Origin of the sequence: Anaerostipes sp. 494a (assembly GCF_001940315.1) — a bacterium.
GTDB classification, from domain to species: Bacteria; Bacillota; Clostridia; order Lachnospirales; family Lachnospiraceae; genus Anaerostipes; species Anaerostipes faecalis.
The window spans coordinates 1,877,750-1,898,273 of sequence record NZ_MJIF01000001.1; the positions used below are offsets into that span (position 1 = coordinate 1,877,750).

At 38.1% G+C, this 20,524-nt stretch carries 23 protein-coding genes; 21 read left to right on the forward strand and 2 right to left on the reverse strand.

Annotation, left to right across the window (positions count from 1 at the left end; translation table 11 throughout):
- Nucleotides 1–111 precede the first annotated feature (111 nt).
- The 10 genes from BHF70_RS09340 to BHF70_RS09385 all read left to right on the forward strand — a co-directional run bounded on the left by BHF70_RS09340 (nt 112) and on the right by BHF70_RS09385 (nt 9,931).
- The gene (locus tag BHF70_RS09340) at nt 112–318 is read left to right on the forward strand and encodes a DUF1858 domain-containing protein (RefSeq protein ID WP_075759968.1); all 207 of its coding nucleotides are present in this window, start codon (nt 112–114) and stop codon (nt 316–318) included.
- Nucleotides 319–899: 581 nt separating this feature from the next.
- Complete coding sequence (locus tag BHF70_RS09345) at nt 900–1,385, forward strand: PTS sugar transporter subunit IIA (RefSeq protein WP_083638405.1); 486 nt, start codon at nt 900–902, stop codon at nt 1,383–1,385.
- A gap of 48 nt (nt 1,386–1,433) precedes the next feature.
- Nucleotides 1,434–1,715 (forward strand): PTS sugar transporter subunit IIB, encoded by a 282-nt coding sequence (locus tag BHF70_RS09350; RefSeq protein ID WP_075759969.1) that lies wholly within the window; start codon nt 1,434–1,436, stop codon nt 1,713–1,715.
- A gap of 36 nt (nt 1,716–1,751) precedes the next feature.
- Nucleotides 1,752–3,128 carry a PTS galactitol transporter subunit IIC gene (locus BHF70_RS09355; RefSeq protein ID WP_075759970.1) on the forward strand — a complete coding sequence of 459 codons (1,377 nt, stop codon included), beginning with the start codon at nt 1,752–1,754 and terminating at the stop codon, nt 3,126–3,128.
- Between the two features lie 57 nt (nt 3,129–3,185).
- Nucleotides 3,186–4,184, forward strand: a complete 999-nt coding sequence (locus BHF70_RS09360; RefSeq protein ID WP_075759971.1) for a dihydroxyacetone kinase subunit DhaK — start codon at nt 3,186–3,188, stop codon at nt 4,182–4,184.
- Between the two features lie 25 nt (nt 4,185–4,209).
- Nucleotides 4,210–6,279 carry a BglG family transcription antiterminator gene (locus tag BHF70_RS09365; protein ID WP_075760582.1) on the forward strand — a complete coding sequence of 690 codons (2,070 nt, stop codon included), beginning with the start codon at nt 4,210–4,212 and terminating at the stop codon, nt 6,277–6,279.
- 4 nt (nt 6,280–6,283) lie between these two features.
- Nucleotides 6,284–6,952: a class II aldolase/adducin family protein gene (locus BHF70_RS09370; protein WP_075759972.1), complete on the forward strand. Its 669-nt coding sequence runs from the start codon at nt 6,284–6,286 to the stop codon at nt 6,950–6,952.
- Between the two features lie 38 nt (nt 6,953–6,990).
- Nucleotides 6,991–8,001, forward strand: coding sequence for a dihydroxyacetone kinase subunit DhaK (locus BHF70_RS09375; protein WP_075759973.1), 1,011 nt, complete (start codon nt 6,991–6,993; stop codon nt 7,999–8,001).
- Nucleotides 8,002–8,014: 13 nt separating this feature from the next.
- Nucleotides 8,015–8,638, forward strand: a complete 624-nt coding sequence (locus BHF70_RS09380; protein WP_075759974.1) for a dihydroxyacetone kinase subunit L — start codon at nt 8,015–8,017, stop codon at nt 8,636–8,638.
- 111 nt (nt 8,639–8,749) lie between these two features.
- On the forward strand, nt 8,750–9,931 hold the full coding sequence (locus tag BHF70_RS09385; RefSeq protein ID WP_075759975.1) for an iron-containing alcohol dehydrogenase: 1,182 nt from the start codon (nt 8,750–8,752) through the stop codon (nt 9,929–9,931).
- A gap of 130 nt (nt 9,932–10,061) precedes the next feature.
- Here BHF70_RS09385 and BHF70_RS09390 read toward each other — a convergent pair whose 3' ends face one another.
- The gene (locus tag BHF70_RS09390; RefSeq protein ID WP_242946361.1) at nt 10,062–10,763 is read right to left on the reverse strand and encodes an adaptor protein MecA; all 702 of its coding nucleotides are present in this window, start codon (nt 10,761–10,763) and stop codon (nt 10,062–10,064) included.
- Between the two features lie 219 nt (nt 10,764–10,982).
- On the opposite strand from BHF70_RS09390, the gene BHF70_RS09395 reads away from it, so the two are divergent.
- The gene (locus BHF70_RS09395; protein ID WP_075759977.1) at nt 10,983–11,177 is read left to right on the forward strand and encodes a hypothetical protein; all 195 of its coding nucleotides are present in this window, start codon (nt 10,983–10,985) and stop codon (nt 11,175–11,177) included.
- A gap of 47 nt (nt 11,178–11,224) precedes the next feature.
- Here BHF70_RS09395 and BHF70_RS09400 read toward each other — a convergent pair whose 3' ends face one another.
- Nucleotides 11,225–11,914 carry an N-acetylmuramoyl-L-alanine amidase gene (locus BHF70_RS09400; protein ID WP_075760583.1) on the reverse strand — a complete coding sequence of 230 codons (690 nt, stop codon included), beginning with the start codon at nt 11,912–11,914 and terminating at the stop codon, nt 11,225–11,227.
- A gap of 180 nt (nt 11,915–12,094) precedes the next feature.
- Here BHF70_RS09400 and BHF70_RS09405 point away from each other — a divergent pair, with 180 nt between their 5' ends.
- The 10 genes from BHF70_RS09405 to atpC all read left to right on the forward strand — a co-directional run bounded on the left by BHF70_RS09405 (nt 12,095) and on the right by atpC (nt 20,505).
- Entirely contained in the window at nt 12,095–13,144 is a 1,050-nt protein-coding gene (locus tag BHF70_RS09405; RefSeq protein WP_075759978.1) for an L-threonylcarbamoyladenylate synthase, read from the forward strand.
- Nucleotides 13,145–13,158: 14 nt separating this feature from the next.
- Nucleotides 13,159–14,040, forward strand: coding sequence for a ribose 5-phosphate isomerase B (gene rpiB / locus BHF70_RS12790; RefSeq protein WP_278277201.1), 882 nt, complete (start codon nt 13,159–13,161; stop codon nt 14,038–14,040).
- A gap of 321 nt (nt 14,041–14,361) precedes the next feature.
- Entirely contained in the window at nt 14,362–15,045 is a 684-nt protein-coding gene (locus BHF70_RS09415) for a F0F1 ATP synthase subunit A (RefSeq protein ID WP_075759980.1), read from the forward strand.
- A 19-nt stretch (nt 15,046–15,064) separates the two neighbouring features.
- Entirely contained in the window at nt 15,065–15,283 is a 219-nt protein-coding gene (gene atpE, locus BHF70_RS09420) for an ATP synthase F0 subunit C (protein WP_075759981.1), read from the forward strand.
- Between the two features lie 18 nt (nt 15,284–15,301).
- A complete protein-coding gene (gene atpF / locus BHF70_RS09425) occupies nt 15,302–15,784 on the forward strand; it encodes a F0F1 ATP synthase subunit B (RefSeq protein ID WP_075759982.1) in 483 nt (160 codons plus the stop codon).
- 2 nt (nt 15,785–15,786) lie between these two features.
- The gene (atpH, locus tag BHF70_RS09430) at nt 15,787–16,290 is read left to right on the forward strand and encodes an ATP synthase F1 subunit delta (RefSeq protein ID WP_075759983.1); all 504 of its coding nucleotides are present in this window, start codon (nt 15,787–15,789) and stop codon (nt 16,288–16,290) included.
- A gap of 7 nt (nt 16,291–16,297) precedes the next feature.
- Nucleotides 16,298–17,797 carry a F0F1 ATP synthase subunit alpha gene (gene atpA, locus BHF70_RS09435; RefSeq protein ID WP_075759984.1) on the forward strand — a complete coding sequence of 500 codons (1,500 nt, stop codon included), beginning with the start codon at nt 16,298–16,300 and terminating at the stop codon, nt 17,795–17,797.
- Between the two features lie 10 nt (nt 17,798–17,807).
- Nucleotides 17,808–18,680 (forward strand): ATP synthase F1 subunit gamma, encoded by an 873-nt coding sequence (gene atpG, locus BHF70_RS09440; RefSeq protein ID WP_075759985.1) that lies wholly within the window; start codon nt 17,808–17,810, stop codon nt 18,678–18,680.
- Between the two features lie 22 nt (nt 18,681–18,702).
- Complete coding sequence (gene atpD / locus BHF70_RS09445) at nt 18,703–20,091, forward strand: F0F1 ATP synthase subunit beta (protein ID WP_075759986.1); 1,389 nt, start codon at nt 18,703–18,705, stop codon at nt 20,089–20,091.
- Nucleotides 20,092–20,505 carry an ATP synthase F1 subunit epsilon gene (gene atpC, locus BHF70_RS09450; RefSeq protein WP_075759987.1) on the forward strand — a complete coding sequence of 138 codons (414 nt, stop codon included), beginning with the start codon at nt 20,092–20,094 and terminating at the stop codon, nt 20,503–20,505.
- Nucleotides 20,506–20,524: the final 19 nt, after the last annotated feature.

Genomic DNA, 20,524 nt, shown 5'->3' on the forward strand with positions numbered 1-20,524 from the left:
TTTTTTAACGATAATGTATTATACTATAAACATTAGTCTTATAAAACTTCAAATGGAGAGTCTGTTTGTTGTTTTTTAAGTAAAAATATAAGTATATGGAGGAATTTTAGAATGACAATTTCAAAAGATATGGTAATTGGTGATTTACTGGCAATTGATCAGAATTTTGCAGCTATTTTAATGAGATCCGGAATGGGATGTGTTGGATGCCCATCTGCACAGGGAGAAACTTTAGAAGAAGCAGCATTTGTTCATGGAATGGATGTTGAAGAGCTTCTTGGAAAATTAAATGAATATGCAGCTACAAAAGAAGCATAGTCAAATCATTATATCAGATGAGGGATGACTCCCGCCTCTGTAGGCGATGAGCAACAATTATGTATCAGTGGCGGGTTTCAATCCCCCATCTGATATACGCTCCGCGAGGATGCGCAGGAATTCGGATTGGAAGTATGTCTGCTATGCAGACCCGAATTCCGCGCCAAGACTCGCGAGCGAGTCTTGAATAACAGGAATATAAAGCTTATAAACAGAGAAGGGATTTCTATAAAAATAATATGGAAATTTCTTCTTTTTTTCTTGTAAAAAAAGGTTTGTTCAGCTGTTTCGTAAATATATAGTATACTGTTCAATTGTGTTAAAGAGGTAAAATATAATAAAAAAATCCACGGTTTTAGGCGGTTTTTATGAATTATTTATAAATTTTTAATAATTGCACAACGTTGTGCAAAGGAAATGTTCATCACAGGAATGAGCAACAGATGGCGCATTATTCGAACTCAAAGAAGATTGTATATATAAAAATACTGAAATATAATGAGTACAACAGGTGATGGACAAGAAGTACCGAGTCATAAATAACAGATTATCCTGATTATTGAAAAGGAGAGTGATACAAGGTGGCTAATCGTGACACAATTTACAGAGAACTAATTCAGCTTGACTGGGAAGTGGCAGATCAGACAGAATTCTTTGACAAGATGGCAGCTAAGTTGGTTGAACTTGGATATGTAAAAGAAACTTTTGCAGATGCCATTAAGACAAGAGAAGCTAATTTTCCAACTGCACTTCCGGTAGAACCTTATCCAGTTGCGATTCCTCATGCAGATCCACAGCATATTATTAAACCATTTATCGCATGTACCAGATTAAAGAATCCGGTAAAATGGTGTGAGATGGCTAATAATGATGAAGAACATGATGTAAAATTTATTTTCATGTTAGGTTTCCTCGGTGGACATGGTAATGAAGGGTCTAACGAACATGTAGAGTTACTGCAGGTTCTTGTAATGAACTTCCAGAAACCGGAGTTAATGGATAAGTTAGTAAATGCAAAAACTGAAGATGAGTATATGGAAGCAGTTCTTTCCATGGAAGGTCTTTAGAATTTAAAAGTAACTTTTTAATTATTTTTTAGAAAGGAAGGTCTTAAAATGAAACAGATCGTTGTAGCATGTGGTAGTGGAGTGGCAACATCTCAGACAGTTGCAAGTAAAGTAAATCGCCTTTTAAAAGAAAATAATGTTCCAGCAGAAGTTTTAGCTGTTGATATTAAATCTGTTGATCGTTATATTGCAGGAAGCGTTGCTTACATTGCAATTACAAAAGTTGACAAAGAATATCCAATTCCTGTTATCAATGGTATTGCATTCCTTACAGGAGTAGGACAGGATGCGGAATTCAAAAAATTAGTTGATGCTGTAAATAACGGCTGATTTTAATTTTAAAGAGAGACGGAAGGAGAAAATTATATGAGTATTTTGAGTGATGTTATTAATTGGATATTGGGATTAGGTGCAGCAATTTTCGTACCTATCGTAATCATTATTGCAGGTTTAATCGTAGGAATGAAACTGAAAGATGCTATTTCAGCTGGTGTAACACTTGGTGTAGCATTCACAGGTATGTCAATGCTGATCAGCTTCATGTCTGGAGCAATCGGACCTGCTGCAGAAGCAATGTTAAAGAGTACAGGTATCAACTTACCAATTGTTGACGGTGGTTGGACAACGTTATCAGCTATTGCCTGGTCATGGCCATATGCATTCTTAATGTTCCCACTGATGATCGGAATTAACATCGTTATGTTAATTATCAACAAAACAAAAACATTTAATGCTGACTTATGGAATGTTTGGGGTAAAATCTTTACAGGTGTTTGTGTAACAGCTGTATGTAAACCTTACTTTGGAACAGCAGCTGCAGTAGTAATTGCTTTCGTTGTAGCTGGTATCCAGATTATCTTCGAATTGAAGATGGCAGATATGTATCAGTATCGTATTGAAAAATTATCAGGAATTCCGGGTGTAACATGTACTCATAAGATGGGATTCACATCTATCTTCATGTTCCCGATTGACTGCTTATTAAAGAAAATTCCGGCATTAAACAAACGTTTTGATGCTGCTGTATTAAAAGACAAGATTGGTATCTTTGCTGAGTCTCACATTTTAGGATTTATCCTTGGTGTACTGTTCGGAATCTTAGCAAGATATGATGTTGCTGCAACATTAACATTAGGTATTCAGGCTGCAGCTTCTTTAACACTGTTCCCTGTAATTTCTAAATACTTTATGATGGCTCTGGAACCAATTTCAACAGCTATCAGTGCATTTATGAATAAGAAATTTGATGACAGAACATTAGTTGTAGGTCTTGACTGGCCATTCATGGGTGGTGCAAACGAAATCTGGTTAGCAGTATTCTGGGCTATTCCTGTAACATTAATTTATTCTATGTTCTTACCAGGAAACGAAATCCTGCCATTTGCCGGTATCATTAACAATGCTATCGCAGTAGCAGCATTCCTTGTAACAGGTGGTAACGTAATCCGTATGTTGATTCTGGTTACACTTTTTGCTCCAGCTTATCTGTGGGTTGGAACAATCATGGCACCATTTATCTCTGATCTTGCACGTTCTACAGGAGCTGTAGCTTTGAAAGCAGGCGAATTAATTTCCTGCAGTTCTATTGATGGACCTATCCAGACATATGCATTCTCTCATGTATTCAAGATCATGGATGGTGAATTTATTCCATTGGTACTTTGTGTAATCTTTGTTGTATGCTTTGTTGCACTGTACAAATATCTTGGAAAAGAAGAAGCAGAAGGAAGAGAAATCAACTAATATTTATATTGTATTCGAAAATTGGATAGCATAAAGAAAGAAAAATGAGGTTTAATTATGCAGAGATTTGTAAATGATCCTGATTATATTGTAGAAGATATGTTAAAAGGGTTTGTAAAGGCCCATAGTGATCTGATTGTACGTTCTGAAGCAAATGACCGTGTTGTTAAATACATAAATGCACCAGTGGAAGGCAAAGTTGGGCTTGTTACTGGAGGAGGAAGTGGTCATGAACCTGCTTTTCTTGGCTATGTTGGAAAGAATATGATGGATGCAGTTGCAGTAGGTGAAGTTTTTTCTTCACCTTCTGCACAAGCATTTTATGATGCATTTATGGAGGCAGATTCAGGACAGGGTGTTGCCTGTCTGTTTGGAAATTATGCCGGAGATAACATGAATGTTAAAATGGCTGTCCGCATGGCAAAGAAAAAAGGTGTTACAGTTAAATTTGTAACAGCAACAGACGATGTGGCATCTTCACCAAAAGAAACAAAGGAAAAACGCCATGGTATTGCCGGTGGTGTTTTCATGTGGAAAGTTGGAGGAGCAAAAGCAGCACTCGGCGGAACTTTGGATGAAGTAATTGAAACTGCTCAGAAAGCGGTGGACAATACAAGAAGTATTTGTGTCGGACTGGAGCCATGTACAATACCGGCTGTTGGACATTCTAATTTCCAGATTGCAGATGGAGATATGGAATTTGGTATTGGGCACCATGGGGAGCCAGGTATTAATGTACAAAAATTAAAACCAGCAAAGGAAATTGCCCGTGATATGGCAAAAGCAATTATTGATGACCTTGAACCAGACAGTGGTGATGAAGTTGCGGTTTTACTTTCTGGTTTAGGAGCAACTCCGATTATGGAATTATATGTTCTATATGATGATATAGAAGCTTACCTGAAAGAACAGGGACTTTCTATTTATAAGGTATTCATTGGAGATTATGTAACTTCTCTGGATATGAATGGAGCTGCTTTAACAGTGATGAAACTGGATGATGAGCTGAAAACCTTATTGGATTATGAAGCAAAATCACCAGGAATTGAAGTGTAAAAATACTTTTGAAAGAGGTGCACCATTGTATTTAGATGAAAGAGGTTATGCTGTTCTTAAAACAATTGTGAATAATCCTGCAATTACAGGAAAAGAAGTAGAAGCTTCTTTACAGCTAACAAGAAAGCAGTTAAGCTATACCATTGAAAAAATCAATGATTATCTGCAGGGCAATGGGATGCCGAAAATCGAACGGCTCAGAACAGGAAAATTTATTATTCCGGTTGCTGTGCTGGAACAATATCAGACAGAAGATATTGGAAGAACAGATACAATATATATTTATTCAGATAAAGAGAGAGGATTCCTGATTTATCTGATGCTTTTATGCATCAAGGAAGAGTTATCAATTTATCATTTCACATCAGAATTACAAGTAAGTAAAAACACATTTTTAACAGATTTAAAGAAACTTGAGAAAAAGTTGGAATCTTATCATTTGGAAGTATCCTATAGCCGGCAGGAAGGTTATCATCTGGTTGGAAGTGAATATTCCAAACGGGAAATGATGATTACTGCAGTTCGGGGAATCTTAAAACTTCCAAATGGCAAAGATACGATTATGGGTATCTGCCGTATCAGTCAGGAACTGATGAGGCAGGTAGAGAATCAGATTAATGTCATCGAGAACCGGTTAAAAATCCGATTTACAGATGAGCGGCTGAAGGAACTTCCATTGATTTTGTGTCTGATTGTTATCAGGACAAGAAAAGGAAGGATTCTCCGTGAAGTTCCAGAAACTTTTCAGCATATAGCAGGAACGAAAGAATATTCTGTGATGCTGGAATTTGCAAAGGAATATGATATTACATGGCAGACTGAAAAATTATTTCTGGCTGCACAGATTCAGATTTCTAATTTTCACGGAATACAGAGTAATGAGTCCCAGCAGGAAGAGGAACTGATGAAAGCTTCCGAGGAAGTCATTACCAATTTTGAAAATCTGATTTGTGTCACAATCAATGAAAGGGACATGCTTTTAGAAGCATTATTCCAGCACATCAAACCGGCATTCTACCGAATGAAATACCATTATCATATAGAACAGAGTATTGTAGATATGGTTCTTCCTATGTATAACTCATTACATGCAGTTGTAAGGAAGTCTATTTCACCATTTGAAAAACTTGTGGGAGAGAAGTTTCCTGATGAGGAACTGGTCTATATTACAGCACTGTTTGGTGCGTGGTTGAGGCGAGAAGGAATTCTTGATCTGGTAGAAACCAGAAAGAGAGCTTTAGTGGTTTGTGCAAATGGAGTATCTGTTTCAAATTTCCTTTACTTTTCATTAAGAGAATTGTTTCCCGAAATTGATTTTATTGCATGTTTATCTATGAGAGAATTTGCGGAATATGATGAAAAGAAGTTTGATATTGTTTTTACCATGGTGAGATTGGAAACAAGAAAAATGCAGTTTTTAGTAAAACCATTTATTGATGAAATATCAAAAAGAAAATTCCGTGAAAAGGTTATGGGTGAACTGACAGGAATAGTCCCCCATGAAATCGATGTGATAGGGCTTATGGATATTATTAAAAAATATGCAGATATCCAGGATGAAGAAACTTTAAAACGTGAAATAGCCAATGCACTGATGCCGGATTCCAGGGAGGAGCCGAAAATTAATGTTGGTACCCAGTTATCAATCGAATTGAAAGATGTGTTAGTAAAGGATACCATACAGGTGCTTGATCACACATTGCCTTGGGAAGATGCTGTAAGAATAACAGGTATTCCATTGATTAACAGAGGAGATGTTACAGAGGAATATGTGGAACAGGCAATTGAAAATATAAAGGATGAGCATCCGTTTATTATGATTGCTGATGGAGTTATTATTGCTCATGCAGGAGTAGATGACGGTGCAAAAAGAGTTTGTCTTTCTTTGCTGACTCTGCCAGAAAAAATAAATGTTGATGATTATATGGAAGCGGATGTTATCATCATGATTGGAACACCAGATCCGACAAAACATTTGGAAGTTCTGGAAGAGTTAAATTATATTCTCGAAAATAAAAAGACCCTGCAGATATTAAAAAAGGCAGAAAAACCGGATGATATATTAGAATTAATTCAAAAAGAAAAGGAGAAATAGCGAGATGTTAGAATCATTAAAAAAAGATGTAGTTGCTATGGCAAAACGTGCGCAGGCTGAAGGATTATGCAAACATTTATCTGGAAATCTTAGTGCAAGAGATCCAGAAACAGGATATGTTGTAATTACACCTACACAGGTAGATAGAGAATTATTAACAGCTAGAGATATGGTAGTTCTTGATCTGGATGCAAATGTTATCGAAAATGAATCAGGACTTCGCCCAACAAGTGAATCTCTGATGCATCTTCAGATTTATAAAACAAGACCAGATGTTAATTCTATCTGTCATACACATTCTATGTATGCGACAACATTTGCTGTATTAAATAAACCAATTCCTGCAGTTGTTTATGAAATTGCTAATCTTGGTGTAACAAAATCAAGAATTCCAGTTGCACCTTATGGACGTCCAGGAACAACAGACCTTTCTGACAGTGTAATCGAACCAGTTCAGGAAGCAGATGTATTCTTATTACAGGGACATGGGGCAGTAGCAGTATCTCAGGGAGACATCTATGATGCATACTTAAGAGCTGCTTATATCGAGGAATTAGCTCAGTTATACTTCAATGCACTTTGCGCAGGACAGGGTGAAGAACCATACTTCTTCCCGCCAGAAGAATTACAGAAATGGGAATATCCATCACAGATTAAATTTCCTAACAAATAATTTTTTACTGTATTCATGAGCATAAGGAGTATTTTCATATGAAAAAAATTATTAATTCCCCAGATAATTATATTAAAGAAATGTTAGAAGGAATCTATATTGCACATGCAGATGATTTAACATGTGTTGATGGAGATTTACAGGTTCTTGTAACAAAACATAAAAAAGAAGGCAAAGTAGGTATTGTAACCGGTGGTGGATCTGGACATCTTCCATTGTTCTTAGGATATGTGGGAAAAGGAATGATTGATGGATGTGCTGTTGGTGACGTTTTCCAGTCTCCAAGTGTGGATCAGGCAATTGCTTTAACAAGAGAAGCAGACAATGGTGCCGGTGTTCTTTACATCTATGGTAACTACAATGGAGATATCTTCACATTCCGTCCGGCAGCTGATGAAGTTGAGATGGAAGATGACATTGAAACAGCAGAAGTTCTTGGAGCTGATGATGTTGCTTCAGCAGGGCCATCTGCACCAGGAGAAAAGAGCACACGTCGTGGTGTTGCAGGTATCTTCTTTGTTTATAAATGTGCTGGGGCTGCAGCAGATAAAATGTTATCTTTAGAAGAAGTTAAACGTGTTGCAGACAAAGCCAATAACAATGTTCGTACAATGGGTGTTGCTTTAACTCCATGTACAGTACCAAGAGTTGGAAAACCAAGTTTTGAAATTGAAGATGATGAGATGGAAATCGGAATGGGAATCCATGGAGAACCAGGAATCCGTCGTGGAAAACTGGAACCAGCAGATCAGATTGTTGATGAAATGTTAGAAAAGATCGTAGCAGATCTTCCATATGAAAGTGGAGATGAAGTAGCAGTTCTTGTTAATGGTCTTGGTGCTACTCCATTGGATGAACAGTACATAGTAACTCGTCGTATCAATCAGGTATTAGAAGAAAAAGGAATTAATGTATACAAATACTATGTAGGTGAGTATGCAACAGCAATCGAAATGGCGGGATTTTCCATTTCTTTATTAAAACTTGATGATGAACTGAAAGAGTATATTGATCATCCGGTTGATACACCATTCTTCAAACAGGTTTAGGAGGACATTTCATATGGAGACATCTTACTTAATTACTCTTTTAAAAGAAATCAGCGATATTATGGCTGAAAACAAAGATAAACTGATTGCAATGGATGGTATTGTCGGTGACGGAGATTTAGGCCTCACAATGACAGATGGTTTCAAGGCTGCATATGATGCAGTTGCAGATGGAGCCATCACAGATGCGGGTAAATTGTTATTTGCAGCTGGAAAAGCAATGGCTAATAAAGTTCCTTCAACTATGGGGTCATTAATGGCAACTGGCTTAAAACAGGGAGGAAAAGACCTGAAAGGTAAAGAATCTCTGGAAAATGCAGATATTGTTCAGGTATTTGAATCTTACGAAGCAGGTGTTGCAAAGCTTGGTGGAGCAAAAGTCGGTGACAAAACATTTATCGATGGAATTCATCCAGCAGTTGAAAGCTTAAAGGCTTCTTTAGAAGCAGGAGATTCTTTAGCTGATATGGCAGCAAAAGCTGCAAAAGCAGCTGATGAAGGATTTAAAGCTACAACAACTATGATTGCTGTTCATGGAAGAGCAGCAACAAGAGGAGAAGCTTCCAGAAGTCTGGAAGATCCAGGAGCAAAAGTTGCAGCATTAATATTTGAAGCATTTGAAAAAAGTGTTCAGTAAAATATAACTCATTTATCCCTCGCAAAACGGCTTCCGCGCTTCGCTTGTGCAGATAGTTTTTGCGAGGGATAAATTCGTTTTGAATGGAATTTATAATTAAAGGAGGACGGTATGTTAAATTTCCAGTATTATACACCAACCAAAGTTATTTTTGGCAAAGATAGTGAAAAGGAAGTTGGTGCTCTTATAAAAGAGCAGGGATGTAAAAAAGTTTTGGTTCATTACGGCGGACAGAGTGCAAAAAAATCGGGACTTCTGGATCGTATTTTTAAAGCGTTGGAAGTTGAAGGAGTGGATTATGTAAGTCTTGGCGGTGTTGTGCCAAATCCAAGATTATCTAAGGTTTACGAAGGAATTGAACTTTGTAAGGAAGAAGATGTTGATTTTATTCTTGCTGTAGGAGGCGGAAGTGTTATTGATTCTGCGAAAGCCATCGGCTATGGTATGGCAAACCAATTCTGTGATGTATGGGATTTGTATACAGGAAAAGAGCAACCGACAGGATGTATGCCGATTGGAGCGGTTCTTACAATTGCAGCAGCAGGAAGTGAGATGAGCAATTCTTCTGTAATTACAAATGAAGACGGATGGTATAAAAAGGCATTGGATATTGATTATGGAAGATGTAAATTTGCAGTAATGAATCCAGAACTGACATATACATTGCCGGAATATCAGACAGAAAGCGGATGTACGGATATTATGATGCATACTATGGAACGCTATTTTGTTGTAGAAGATACAATGGATCTCACAGACAGTTTTGCGGAAGATGTGATGAAAAATGTAATGGTTAATGCAAAAATTCTTTTGGATGATCCGAAAAATTATGATGCACGGGCAGAAATTATGTGGGCAGGTTCTGTATCACATAATGGTCTTACAGGTTGCGGAACCAATGGTGGTGACTGGGCAACTCATTTGATCGAACATGAATTAGGAGGAATGTTTGATGTGGCACATGGGGCAGGACTTGCAGCAGTCTGGGGAAGCTGGGCAAGATATGTAATGGATGAAAAACCGGAACGTTTTGCAAAGTTTGCTAAAAATGTGATGGGAGTAGAAGATCAGGGCGATGTTAAGAAAACAGCATTGGCAGGAATTGAAGCTGTTGAGGATTTTTACCACTCCATTAATATGCCTGTTAATATGAAAGAACTTGGTATTGAGCCAACAGATGAACAGATAGAAGAAATGGCAATGAAAGCAACCAATGAAAATACCGTGGAATTAGGTGCATTTAAAAAATTAAAAGCAGAGGATCTTGTAAAGATTTATACAGCTGCAAAATAAGTCTCTTATGATTGAGGGAGACAGGAGATTGACAGGGAACTTGTCCCTTTAATTTTATTGACTATATAAAAACATGGTACTCCGAATGTATCTGACCAAGCAGAGCCTCGGGGACCATGTTTTTAAATTTCTAATATTCAGCCATCTCTTCTATGGCCTGTTTTGGGATAATGGTTTGTAGATGTTCATTAAATAAAGCTTTGGTTGCATAAGTGTTTGGCAAACGTTTGCAGTATTCAGAAAGTATAGAATGAATTTCATCCATACGATGGTTTTCATCTGTTTCCGATAAAATGTTTAATGTCAGATAATAACAATGGTTCATTGGATCTTTATATAAACTACTCTGAGTATCATAATCTTTGATTAGTTTTACTGCGGCTGATATGTCTTCCAGTGAATGGAAACAGTATATACTCGTATTAGAATCCGTTAATGCATCTTTCATGGATTTTTCAAAATCCTTCATTGGATGTTCAACTGCATCTCCAAGTATGTCTAACAATTCACTGTCATCTGCAAAATGAATATGATCTGGGGAAACATTTTTAGCCAGTTTTTTATAGTGGTCCTGGAAGTCCTCCGGATTATCAACTCTGGTAATTACAAGAATCAGACATTCTTTTGAAACGGGGATGGCTTCTACCATTAATGGAATATCATTTGTTTCAAAACCAAGCTCTGCAGAGGCTTTTTGCATTAATTCACGAAAAAGTCCTTTTGCTTTATCAGATCCAAAAGCCAGCTCGTTTAATAGTGTTTCCTTTCCTGCAAGATCTTCTTTATTTAAAGTACATCGTATTTGATTATCGCTGATACGTTCTATTTTCATAATCATCACTCCTTACTTTGTTGTTATTATAGTATTACTTTTGACAGGTGTAAAGTGTTTCTATTGAATTTACAAATTTCCCCAATTTTTATATTGAAAAAATTTACAATTAAGTATATAATAGGAATATGTCGCGACAGAACCTTACATTTTGGTACAGTAAAGGATATGACTACCACGAAATACTGCTTCATATGTAAGCAGCAGAAGGAGGTACATATGGCGAATCATGACGAATTATCTAAATATTTATCTGAAGGACTGGCAATCCGTTTGGATGGCATTGCAATAAGTGATGTGAACCTGGAACATGTGAATCTAATATTAAAGGAAGATGATTCATACATGAAAGAGTTTATTGATAACGGGGAAGGGGAGATTTGTGCTGTCAATTTTCAAAAAATAAGAGAATGATTACAAGGAGTTCATTGCCGGGAGTAATTCCCGGCATTTTTTTATTACTATTCTGATGAAGAGGAAAGATACTCTTTTAATCCCTGATATATACATTGTGCAGCTTTTTTCTGATAAGAGCTGGTCATAAGTTTTTGCTTTTCTTCTTCATTCGATAGGAAGCCACATTCCACAATCACTGTAGGATATGGATTATTTTTTAGAAGATAGTAATCCGTGTTGGATTTTGCCTTGCGGTGATTTGATGGATCTAATCCCTTAACTAATTCAGACTGTATGGAATCAGCCAGATGCTTGCTTTTTGAAGAACCCAGATAGTAGAAAACCTGTGCACCATGAACTTCTTCACTGGGATAACTATTCTGATGAATACTGATGACAGCAATGGGATCCTGATCGAATATCTGTTGTTTTCGATTTTTCAGGTCTGATAATTTTACATTTGTTGAAGATGACGCCAGATTATAATCACCGTTTCTTGTTAAAAATACTTTGAAGTTTGCTTTCTCCAGAATTTTTTTCAGTTTTAGGGAGAGAGAAAGATTAATATCTTTCTCCAGAACATTACCAGAACCTACTTTTCCAGGATCAGAGCCGCCATGACCGGGATCTATATATATAATATTCCGATTATGGATTGTTTGATTCACAAAAATGGGAAAAGTAAATGAAGAAACAGAAAGTAGAAATAGAATAAAGAAACTTCCTAAAAATATCATTTTTGAATCTTGTTTCATACGAGCAGCCCTTGCTTTTTTTATATTATAAGAAAATTTATGAAACAATATTCTCATATTATAGGAAAATATAAGTTTAAAGGATTTGTCTTTTCCGTTAAGCGGAAAAAGGATGAGGAATACGGACTTTTTTTTTGTACGGATTAATGATATAATTGTTAAGTATGTTTAGGAGATATTATGAAGACAAAATTAGTAAAAATTCAGCAAATTGAAGAATCAGATGATGGATTCAATGAAGCTGCAGGGCTGATAAGGAAGGGCGAGGTCGTTGCATTTCCAACAGAAACAGTTTATGGACTGGGTGGGAATGGCTTTATGGAAGATGCGGTCCATAAGATTTATGAAGCCAAAGGACGGCCTTCAGATAATCCATTAATCTTACATGTGTGTGACATAGATATGGTGGAAAGACTGGTTAAGAAGATGCCGCCAGCCGCCAGAAAGGCCATGGAAGTTTTCTGGCCAGGTCCGTTAACTGTGATTCTTCCAAAGACAGAGATAGTCCCTGGATGTGTTACAGGAGGCTTGGAATCTGTAGCAGTGAGGATGCCATCACATCAGGTGGCATTGGAACTGATTCGAAGATCAGGAGTGCCAATTGCCGCCCCTAGTGCCAATACATCAGGAAGACCAAGTCCTACAAAGGCAGAACATGTTATGGAGGATCTTAAGGGAAAGATTCCTATGATATTGGATGGAGGAGCTGTTTTGGTTGGGGTGGAGTCAACAATTGTTGATTTTACAGAGGATATTCCTGTTATTTTAAGACCAGGTCGTATTACAAAGGAAGATATAGAAAAAGTAATTGGATGTAAGGTGCAGATGAATACATCTTTTCGTGGAGAAGATAATGGGATACCTAAAGCACCAGGGATGAAATATAGACATTATGCACCAAAGGCACAGATGACATTGATTCTGGGAGAAAAGCAGGCGGTAGTTGATGAAATCAACCGTTTGGCTGAGAAAGACAGAAAACAGGGAATAAGAACAGGAGTTATCGGCACAGATGAAACAGTGGATTTATATTGTGCAGATGAAGTTGTCTCTGTGGGACAACGTAAGAACATGGAAACAGTAACAGCAAATCTGTATGATGTTATACGTGGATTCGATCATAAAGATGTGGATGTGATCTATTCAGAGGGTTTCGAAGGGGAACCTTTGGAGGAGGCGGTCATGAATCGTCTTGTGAAAGCAGCAGGTCATAGGATCATTCGAGTTTGAAAAAGGAGAATGTTTTGAAGAAGATTATCATAGTGAGTACAAATAATACCTGCCGCAGTTTTATTGCAGAGTCTGTATTGCGTCAGTATCTGAAAGAGGCTCATCAAAAAGATGTTGAGGTGGTTTCCAGAGGGCTGGTTGTGCTCTTTCCGGAACCGGTACATGTAAAGGCAGCAGATATGGTCCGGGAAACCGGAATTGAGATTGTAGACTTTCAGTCTTCCCAGCTTTTGCAGGAAGAAGTTGAAGAAAGTGATTTGATCCTCACGATGACAGAAGAACAAAAAGAAAAGGTCATAAGTGATTATCATGGATACAAAGAAGTTGCTACTATTAATGAATATGCCAGAGTTGAGGGAGCGGTCATTGATCCCTATGGTATGGAAGAAGAAGACTATGAGCGTTGTTTTATTCAGATTACGCGATTAATTAAAAAAATATGGGAAGAAAGATTAGGAGGAAACAAAATGATAGGTATTGGAAGTGATCATGGCGGATTTGCATTGAAACAGGCAGTAATCAAGCATTTAGAGGAAAAGGGTTATGCAGTAAAAGATTATGGCTGCTATTCTGAAGAATCCTGTGATTATCCTGTTTATGCAAAAGCAGTTGCAAAAGGAATCAAAGATGGTGAGATCAAACAGGGAATTCTGATTTGTGGAACAGGTATTGGAATTTCTATTACAGCAAACAAGATTCCTGGAATCCGTGCTGCTCTTTGTGGAGACACATTTAGTGCAAAAGCCACAAGGGAACATAACGATGCAAACATTCTTGCAATGGGTGCAAGAGTAACAGGAGAAGGACTTGCTCTTGAAATCGTAGATACTTTCCTGGAAACAAAATTCTCAAATGATGAAAGACATATTCGTCGTATCAATATGATTGAAGATTAATTAGAAAGTGAACCTTGGGAAACAGCCGGAATCGGCTGTTTTTTTATTACATAGGAAATTCCTTTGAATTTCCTATGTAATAAAAAACGCTCCGCGTGGATGTCCGCTTTGTTCTGTTATAGCGTGTTATAGCATTTTTCACAATAAAAAAAACTGCATTTTGTACAATATAAACAAAAATTTAACGGGAAAATAATTGACAAATAGAAATCAGGGGAATAAAATAGCAGACAAACAAAGGTGTTTACAATTTCTGTTAAGCAGAAACTGTAGGCACCTTTTGTTAAAAAAGAATACCAGACAGGAAAAGAAGGTGAGAAAATGGGTTCATTGGCAAATGAACTAATGAAGGCCCTGGAACTTCGGACAAGCTTTGTGATCCCTGTTGGGAAGGGAATTCCGGTGCCTGAGTCAACGGTAGTTACCTGGGGTATCATGGCAATTGTTGTATTGCTGTGTATCATTTTTGTAAGGAACCTGAAAATCGAACCAGAAGGACCGCAGCTTTATGTGGAAGCGCTTGTTGGATTCATTTATGGATTTATAGGTGATATTGTGGGAGAAAAAGGAAAACCATATATTCCTTTCCTGGGAACGGTGCTGATTTATCTGGGCTGTTCCAATGTATCAGGATTCTTTCGGGTAGCACCGCCTACAAAAGACCTGAATGTAACTGCAGGGCTTGCAGTAATCAGCTTGTTTCTGATTATTTATTCCGGCATACGCGAAAAAGGTGTCAAGGGATATCTGATGAGTTATGGACAGCCAATGGCAATGATGATTCCAATTAATTTGCTGGAGATCATCACCAGACCTTTATCATTATGTATGCGTCTTTTTGGAAATATTTTAGGTGGTTTTGTTCTGATGGAACTGATTACCATTGCAGCGCCGGCAATTGTGCCATTGCCGTTCAGCTGTTATTTTGATTTCTTTGATGGATTATTACAGGCATATGTTTTTGTTTTATTAACATCACTGTTTATTAGTGAATCACTTGAGTAAAAGAAAAGGAGATATGATTATGGGATTAGCAGCAATAGGAGCAGGAATTGCGGTATTAACAGGTTTAGGAGCAGGAATTGGAATTGGAATAGCAACAAACGGAGCTTTGGGAGCTATTGCCAGACAGCCGGAGGAAGCTGGAAACATTAACAAAACATTACTTCTTGGATGTGCACTGGCAGAATCAACAGCTATTTATGGACTGGTTATAGCTATTTTACTGATTGTATTAAAATAAAACCGGGAGGCAGAAGATATGTTTCTAAAATTAGACTGGGCCATAATCTGGCCAATTGTAAATATCTTTGTATTTTATCTTCTGCTTCGGAAATTTTTGTTTGGTCCGGTAAATGCGATTATGGAAAAAAGGAAAGAGATAATCACAAAAGATTTAACAGAGGCAGCAAACCAGAAGCAGGAAGCTGCAGAACTGAAAAAAGAGTATGAAGCATCTCTTACAGCAGCAAAGGATCAGGCAGGACAAATCGTTTCCGATGCAAGAGAACGTGCAAAGGCAGAATATCATGAGAAAATAAGTCAGGCAGATGAAGAGATTGCGCTGATGAAGGAAAATGCCCAGAAGGATATGGAAATTCAGAAGCAGAAAACACTGGCAGGATTGCAAAGTGAAATCGCAGGAATTGCACTGATGGCAGCAGCAAAAGTGGTAGAAAAGGAAACAACCAGTCAGGACAATGAAAAAATGTTAGATGATTTCTTAAAAGAGGCAGGTGTCTAGAAATGAAAATGGTATCTATGGCATATGGACAGGTTTTATTTGATCTGGATATATCCACAGAAAGTATTCATGAATCAGAATGTATTTTAAATGAGAACCCTGAACTGATGAAGGCATTGGAAAATCCATTGATTTCCAAAAAGGAGAAAAATAAAGTAATTGAGCAGATTTTTCCAGGAGCTATGCAGAAGTTTTTAAAAACGGTTTGTGCAAACAGAAATACGGACAATCTGAAAGAAGCATTTGCATATTACCATATACTCAGATCGAAAAAAGAAAAAAAGATTCAGGCAGAGCTGATTTATGTGACAAAACCAGAAGAAATACAGAAAAAAAGAATAAAGAAATACCTGAAAAAGAAATATGATGCAGATAGTGTGGAGCTTATTTTAAAACAGGATCATTCGCTGATTGGAGGATTTGTCATAAAAGTTCAGGATTATGTGATTGATAACAGCCTAAAAGGGAAACTGGAAAAAATGAAACAGGATTTAACGTGGAGGTGAGAATCAGGTGAGCAGTATTAAACCAGAAACTGTTGTTTCTGTCTTAAAAGATCAGATTGAACATTATGATGAAAAGACAGAAGTGAAAGAAGAGGGAAGAGTTATACAGATTGCAGATGGAATTGCAACTGTTTATGGAATGGATCAGGTTATGTACGGAGAGCTGGTAATTTTTGAAACCGGTGTCCGTGGAATGGTCCTGAATATTGAAAGAAGCTGTATCGGATGTGTTCTCCTGGGTTCCGATTATGGATTGATGGAAGGTTCCAAGGTTACACGAACCGGAATTCAGGCAGAAATCCCGGTAGGTAACGCTATGATTGGACGTGTGGTGAATGCCATAGGAGAGCCGATTGATGGAAATGGGGAAATAGAGACAGATGAATACAGACCGATTGAACATGAAGCAGCAGGAGTTATAGATCGAAAATCTGTAGATCAGCCTTTACAGACAGGAATTCTAGCTATTGATTCCATGTTTCCGATTGGACGAGGACAAAGGGAACTGATCATCGGAGACCGTCAGACAGGAAAGACTTCTATTGCAGTAGATGCGATTTTAAATCAAAAAGGTCAGGATGTGATATGTATATATGTTGCAGTTGGACAGAAGGCATCAACGGTATCACAGATTGTAACAACCCTGAAAAAACACGGTGCCATGGATTATTCTATTGTTCTTGCATCCACAGCAAGTGACACGGCATCTTTACAATACATTGCGCCTTATGCAGGAACTGCAATCGGAGAGCACTTTATGTATCAGGGAAAAGATGTACTGATTGTATATGATGATTTGTCCAAGCATGCAGTGGCTTACCGTACTATCTCATTGCTGCTGGAGAGATCTCCTGGACGAGAAGCTTATCCAGGTGATGTATTTTATCTCCATTCAAGGCTTCTGGAACGATCCTGCCGTCTGGATGAAGCACATGGAGGCGGCTCTATAACAGCGCTGCCAATTATTGAAACACAGGCAGGTGATGTATCTGCATATATTCCAACTAACGTGATTTCCATTACCGATGGGCAGATTTTCCTGGAAAGTGAACTGTTCTTTTCAGGTGTTCGACCGGCAGTTAATGTCGGATTATCAGTTTCACGTGTAGGAGGTGCAGCTCAGACAAAAATCATGAAAAAAGTTGCAGGAAATCTGAGAATTGATTTGGCACAGTATCGCGAACTGGAGGTTTTCACACAGTTTAGTTCAGATCTGGATGAGGGGACAAAAGAAGTCTTAAACCATGGAGCACATCTGATAGAATTGCTGAAACAGCCATTGTATCATCCAATGAGTCTTCATAAACAGATTATTCTGTTATATGCAGCATCTCATAAGATGCTTGACAATATTCCTTTAAGTGAGCTTAAGAAGACAACAGAAGAAATGGTATCTGTTTTTGAACAGAAATATCCGGAAATTATTCAGGAAATCGATGATGGAAAAATCCTGACGGAGGAACTTGCTGCATCCATTCAGCAGGGAATTGAGACTTTTTTTAAGTAGGTGATGTCTTATGGCAAATATGAGAGAAATTAAGACAAGAAAGAGCAGTATTGAAGATACAAGAAAAATTACCAATGCAATGTATCTGATTTCATCATCAAAACTTAAGAAAGCAAGAAAGCAGCTGGAGGCTACTGCGCCATATTTTGAAATGATACAGGCTACATTAATGGATATTATGACTCATTCGCCCAAATTGAAGCATCCGTTTCTGGAGAGTTCCAGAAAGTCTGGACAGAAAAAGGGTTTTTTGATTATGACAGCGGATCGTGGACTTGCAGGTGCCTACAACCATAACGTAATTAAAATGGCAGAAGAGCAGATGGGGAAAGTTGAAGACTGCAGATTGTTTGTTATGGGATATATGGGAAGAAATTATTTTGGAAAAAGAAATGAGGCTCAGACCGATGAAGATTTCTTTTATACGACCCAGGATCCGACCATTTACCGGGCAAGGAGAATAGCAGAAAAAATACTCAAAATGTATGTTGAAGGAGAACTGGATGAAGTTTATGTTATTTACACGAAGATGATAACATCAACAGTATCAGAGCCTCAAATGGTTAAAATACTGCCGTTAAATGGCGAAAATTATATTATGGCAGAGAAACAATCAGGGAGAACGACAGATTTTCAGCCTTCTGTTGAAGCTGTTATGGACCGGCTGGTGCCAAATTATATCAAGGGGCTGGTGTATGGGGCTATGGTTGAGTCCTTCTCCAGTGAACTGAATGCCAGAATGATGGCAATGGAAGGTGCAAGTAAAAGTGCCAGTGAGATGATTCAGAAATTAGATTTACAGTATAATAGGGTCCGCCAGGCAGCTATTACTCAGGAAATAACGGAAGTTGCCAGCGGGGCAAAAGCATTAAGAAAGAAATAAGAACGAAGGAAGGGATAATCAGATGGAAAAAGGAAAAATTGTTCAGGTTCTGGGTCCTGTTATAGATGTGGAATTTGAGACAGAACATCTTCCTTTGATAAAAGACGCATTAACCGTCAAAAATAAAGGGAAAAATGTTGTTATGGAAGTGGCACAGCATATGGGAAACCGGACGGTACGCTGCATTCTTCTTGCGGCAAGTGAAGGTCTGCATAAAGGAATGGAAGTAATGACAACAGGGGGACCAATTAAAGTACCTGTAGGGAAACAGACACTTGGCCGAATGTTTAATGTTCTTGGAGAAACCATAGATAATGGAGAACCTATTGAAACAGAAGAAAAGTGGACGATTCACAGGGAACCACCGAAATTTGAAGATCAGAGTCCTGTTGTAGAAATGTTTGAAACAGGAATTAAGGTTATTGATCTTCTTGCACCTTATGCAAAAGGTGGAAAGATTGGTTTATTTGGAGGTGCAGGTGTAGGAAAAACTGTATTGATTCAGGAATTGATTCACAACATTGCAACAGAACATGGAGGATATTCAATTTTTACTGGTGTAGGAGAGCGTTCCCGTGAGGGAAATGACCTTTGGGGTGAAATGACTGAATCCGGGGTTATTAAAAATACAGCGCTGGTGTTTGGACAGATGAATGAACCACCTGGATCCCGTATGAGGGTTGCACAGACAGGACTGACCATGGCAGAATATTTCCGTGATCAGGAAAAACAGAATGTATTATTATTTATAGACAATATCTTCCGTTATGTACAGGCAGGATCTGAAGTTTCAGCGCTTCTCGGGCGAATGCCGTCAGCAGTAGGTTATCAGCCGACACTTGCCAATGAAGTTGGAGAACTGCAGGAGCGAATTACATCCACAAAAAACGGTTCCATTACATCTGTACAGGCTGTTTATGTACCTGCCGATGACCTGACAGACCCGGCTCCGGCCACAACATTTGCACATCTGGATGCGACAACTGTATTGTCCAGAGCAATATCTGAGCAGGGAATTTATCCGGCAGTTGATCCGCTGGAATCCAGCTCAAGAATTCTTGAGCCTGATATTGTAGGTGAAGAACATTATGAAACAGCCAGACGTGTGGAAGAGGCCTTGCAGAAATATAAAGAACTGCAGGATATCATTGCAATTCTGGGAATGGAAGAACTGGATGAAGAAGATAAACTTACCGTTTACAGGGCAAGAAAAATTCAGAAGTTTCTTTCACAACCATTCCATGTGGCAGAAAACTTTACGGGAATTCCTGGTGTCTATGTGCCAGTCAGTGAAACAATCCGTGGATTTAAAGCGATTCTTGATGGTGAGATGGATGAATATCCGGAAACAGCATTTTTGATGGCAGGAACAATTGATGATGTAAAGGAGAAAGCGAAAGGGGTGTCATAAATGGCAGAGACCTTTTATTTTGAAATTATTGCCAGTGACAAGAAATTTTACAGCGGGGCATGTGAACATGTCATATTTCCTGCAGTGGATGGTTCTTACGGTGTCCTTGCCAATCATGAAGATACAGTTACTGCAGTTGTTGCCGGGGAAATGAGATTTAAGGTAGATGGAGAATGGCATACGGCAATTGTAGGAGAAGGATTTGCAGATATCACACGGGATTTTGTGATTATTGTTGTTGATACGGTAGAACGACCAGAAGATATTGATATCATCCGGGCAAGAGAAGCAAAAGCTCGTGCAGAAGAACGGTTAAAGCAGAAGCAGAGCAGGATACAGTATTATCATACACAGGCCGCATTATCCAGAGCCATGGCGAGACTGAAAGTAACAGCAAAGTATACAAGAAAATAGGGAATGGGATATAATCTTA

Bases quoted from the DNA above. Each gene is read 5' to 3' on its own strand.
- BHF70_RS09340 (WP_075759968.1), top strand. From the start codon at position 112: ATGACAATTTCAAAAGATATGGTAATTGGTGATTTACTGGCAATTGAT.
- BHF70_RS09350 (WP_075759969.1), top strand. From the start codon at position 1,434: ATGAAACAGATCGTTGTAGCATGTGGTAGTGGAGTGGCAACATCTCAG.
- BHF70_RS09355 (WP_075759970.1), top strand. From the start codon at position 1,752: ATGAGTATTTTGAGTGATGTTATTAATTGGATATTGGGATTAGGTGCA.
- BHF70_RS09360 (WP_075759971.1), top strand. From the start codon at position 3,186: ATGCAGAGATTTGTAAATGATCCTGATTATATTGTAGAAGATATGTTA.
- BHF70_RS09370 (WP_075759972.1), top strand. From the start codon at position 6,284: ATGTTAGAATCATTAAAAAAAGATGTAGTTGCTATGGCAAAACGTGCG.
- BHF70_RS09375 (WP_075759973.1), top strand. From the start codon at position 6,991: ATGAAAAAAATTATTAATTCCCCAGATAATTATATTAAAGAAATGTTA.
- BHF70_RS09380 (WP_075759974.1), top strand. From the start codon at position 8,015: ATGGAGACATCTTACTTAATTACTCTTTTAAAAGAAATCAGCGATATT.
- BHF70_RS09385 (WP_075759975.1), top strand. From the start codon at position 8,750: ATGTTAAATTTCCAGTATTATACACCAACCAAAGTTATTTTTGGCAAA.
- BHF70_RS09390 (WP_242946361.1), bottom strand. From the start codon at position 10,763: ATGAAAATAGAACGTATCAGCGATAATCAAATACGATGTACTTTAAAT.
- BHF70_RS09395 (WP_075759977.1), top strand. From the start codon at position 10,983: ATGGCGAATCATGACGAATTATCTAAATATTTATCTGAAGGACTGGCA.
- BHF70_RS09400 (WP_075760583.1), bottom strand. From the start codon at position 11,914: ATGAAACAAGATTCAAAAATGATATTTTTAGGAAGTTTCTTTATTCTA.
- BHF70_RS09405 (WP_075759978.1), top strand. From the start codon at position 12,095: ATGAAGACAAAATTAGTAAAAATTCAGCAAATTGAAGAATCAGATGAT.
- BHF70_RS09415 (WP_075759980.1), top strand. From the start codon at position 14,362: ATGGGTTCATTGGCAAATGAACTAATGAAGGCCCTGGAACTTCGGACA.
- atpE (WP_075759981.1), top strand. From the start codon at position 15,065: ATGGGATTAGCAGCAATAGGAGCAGGAATTGCGGTATTAACAGGTTTA.
- atpF (WP_075759982.1), top strand. From the start codon at position 15,302: ATGTTTCTAAAATTAGACTGGGCCATAATCTGGCCAATTGTAAATATC.
- atpH (WP_075759983.1), top strand. From the start codon at position 15,787: ATGAAAATGGTATCTATGGCATATGGACAGGTTTTATTTGATCTGGAT.
- atpG (WP_075759985.1), top strand. From the start codon at position 17,808: ATGGCAAATATGAGAGAAATTAAGACAAGAAAGAGCAGTATTGAAGAT.
- atpD (WP_075759986.1), top strand. From the start codon at position 18,703: ATGGAAAAAGGAAAAATTGTTCAGGTTCTGGGTCCTGTTATAGATGTG.
- atpC (WP_075759987.1), top strand. From the start codon at position 20,092: ATGGCAGAGACCTTTTATTTTGAAATTATTGCCAGTGACAAGAAATTT.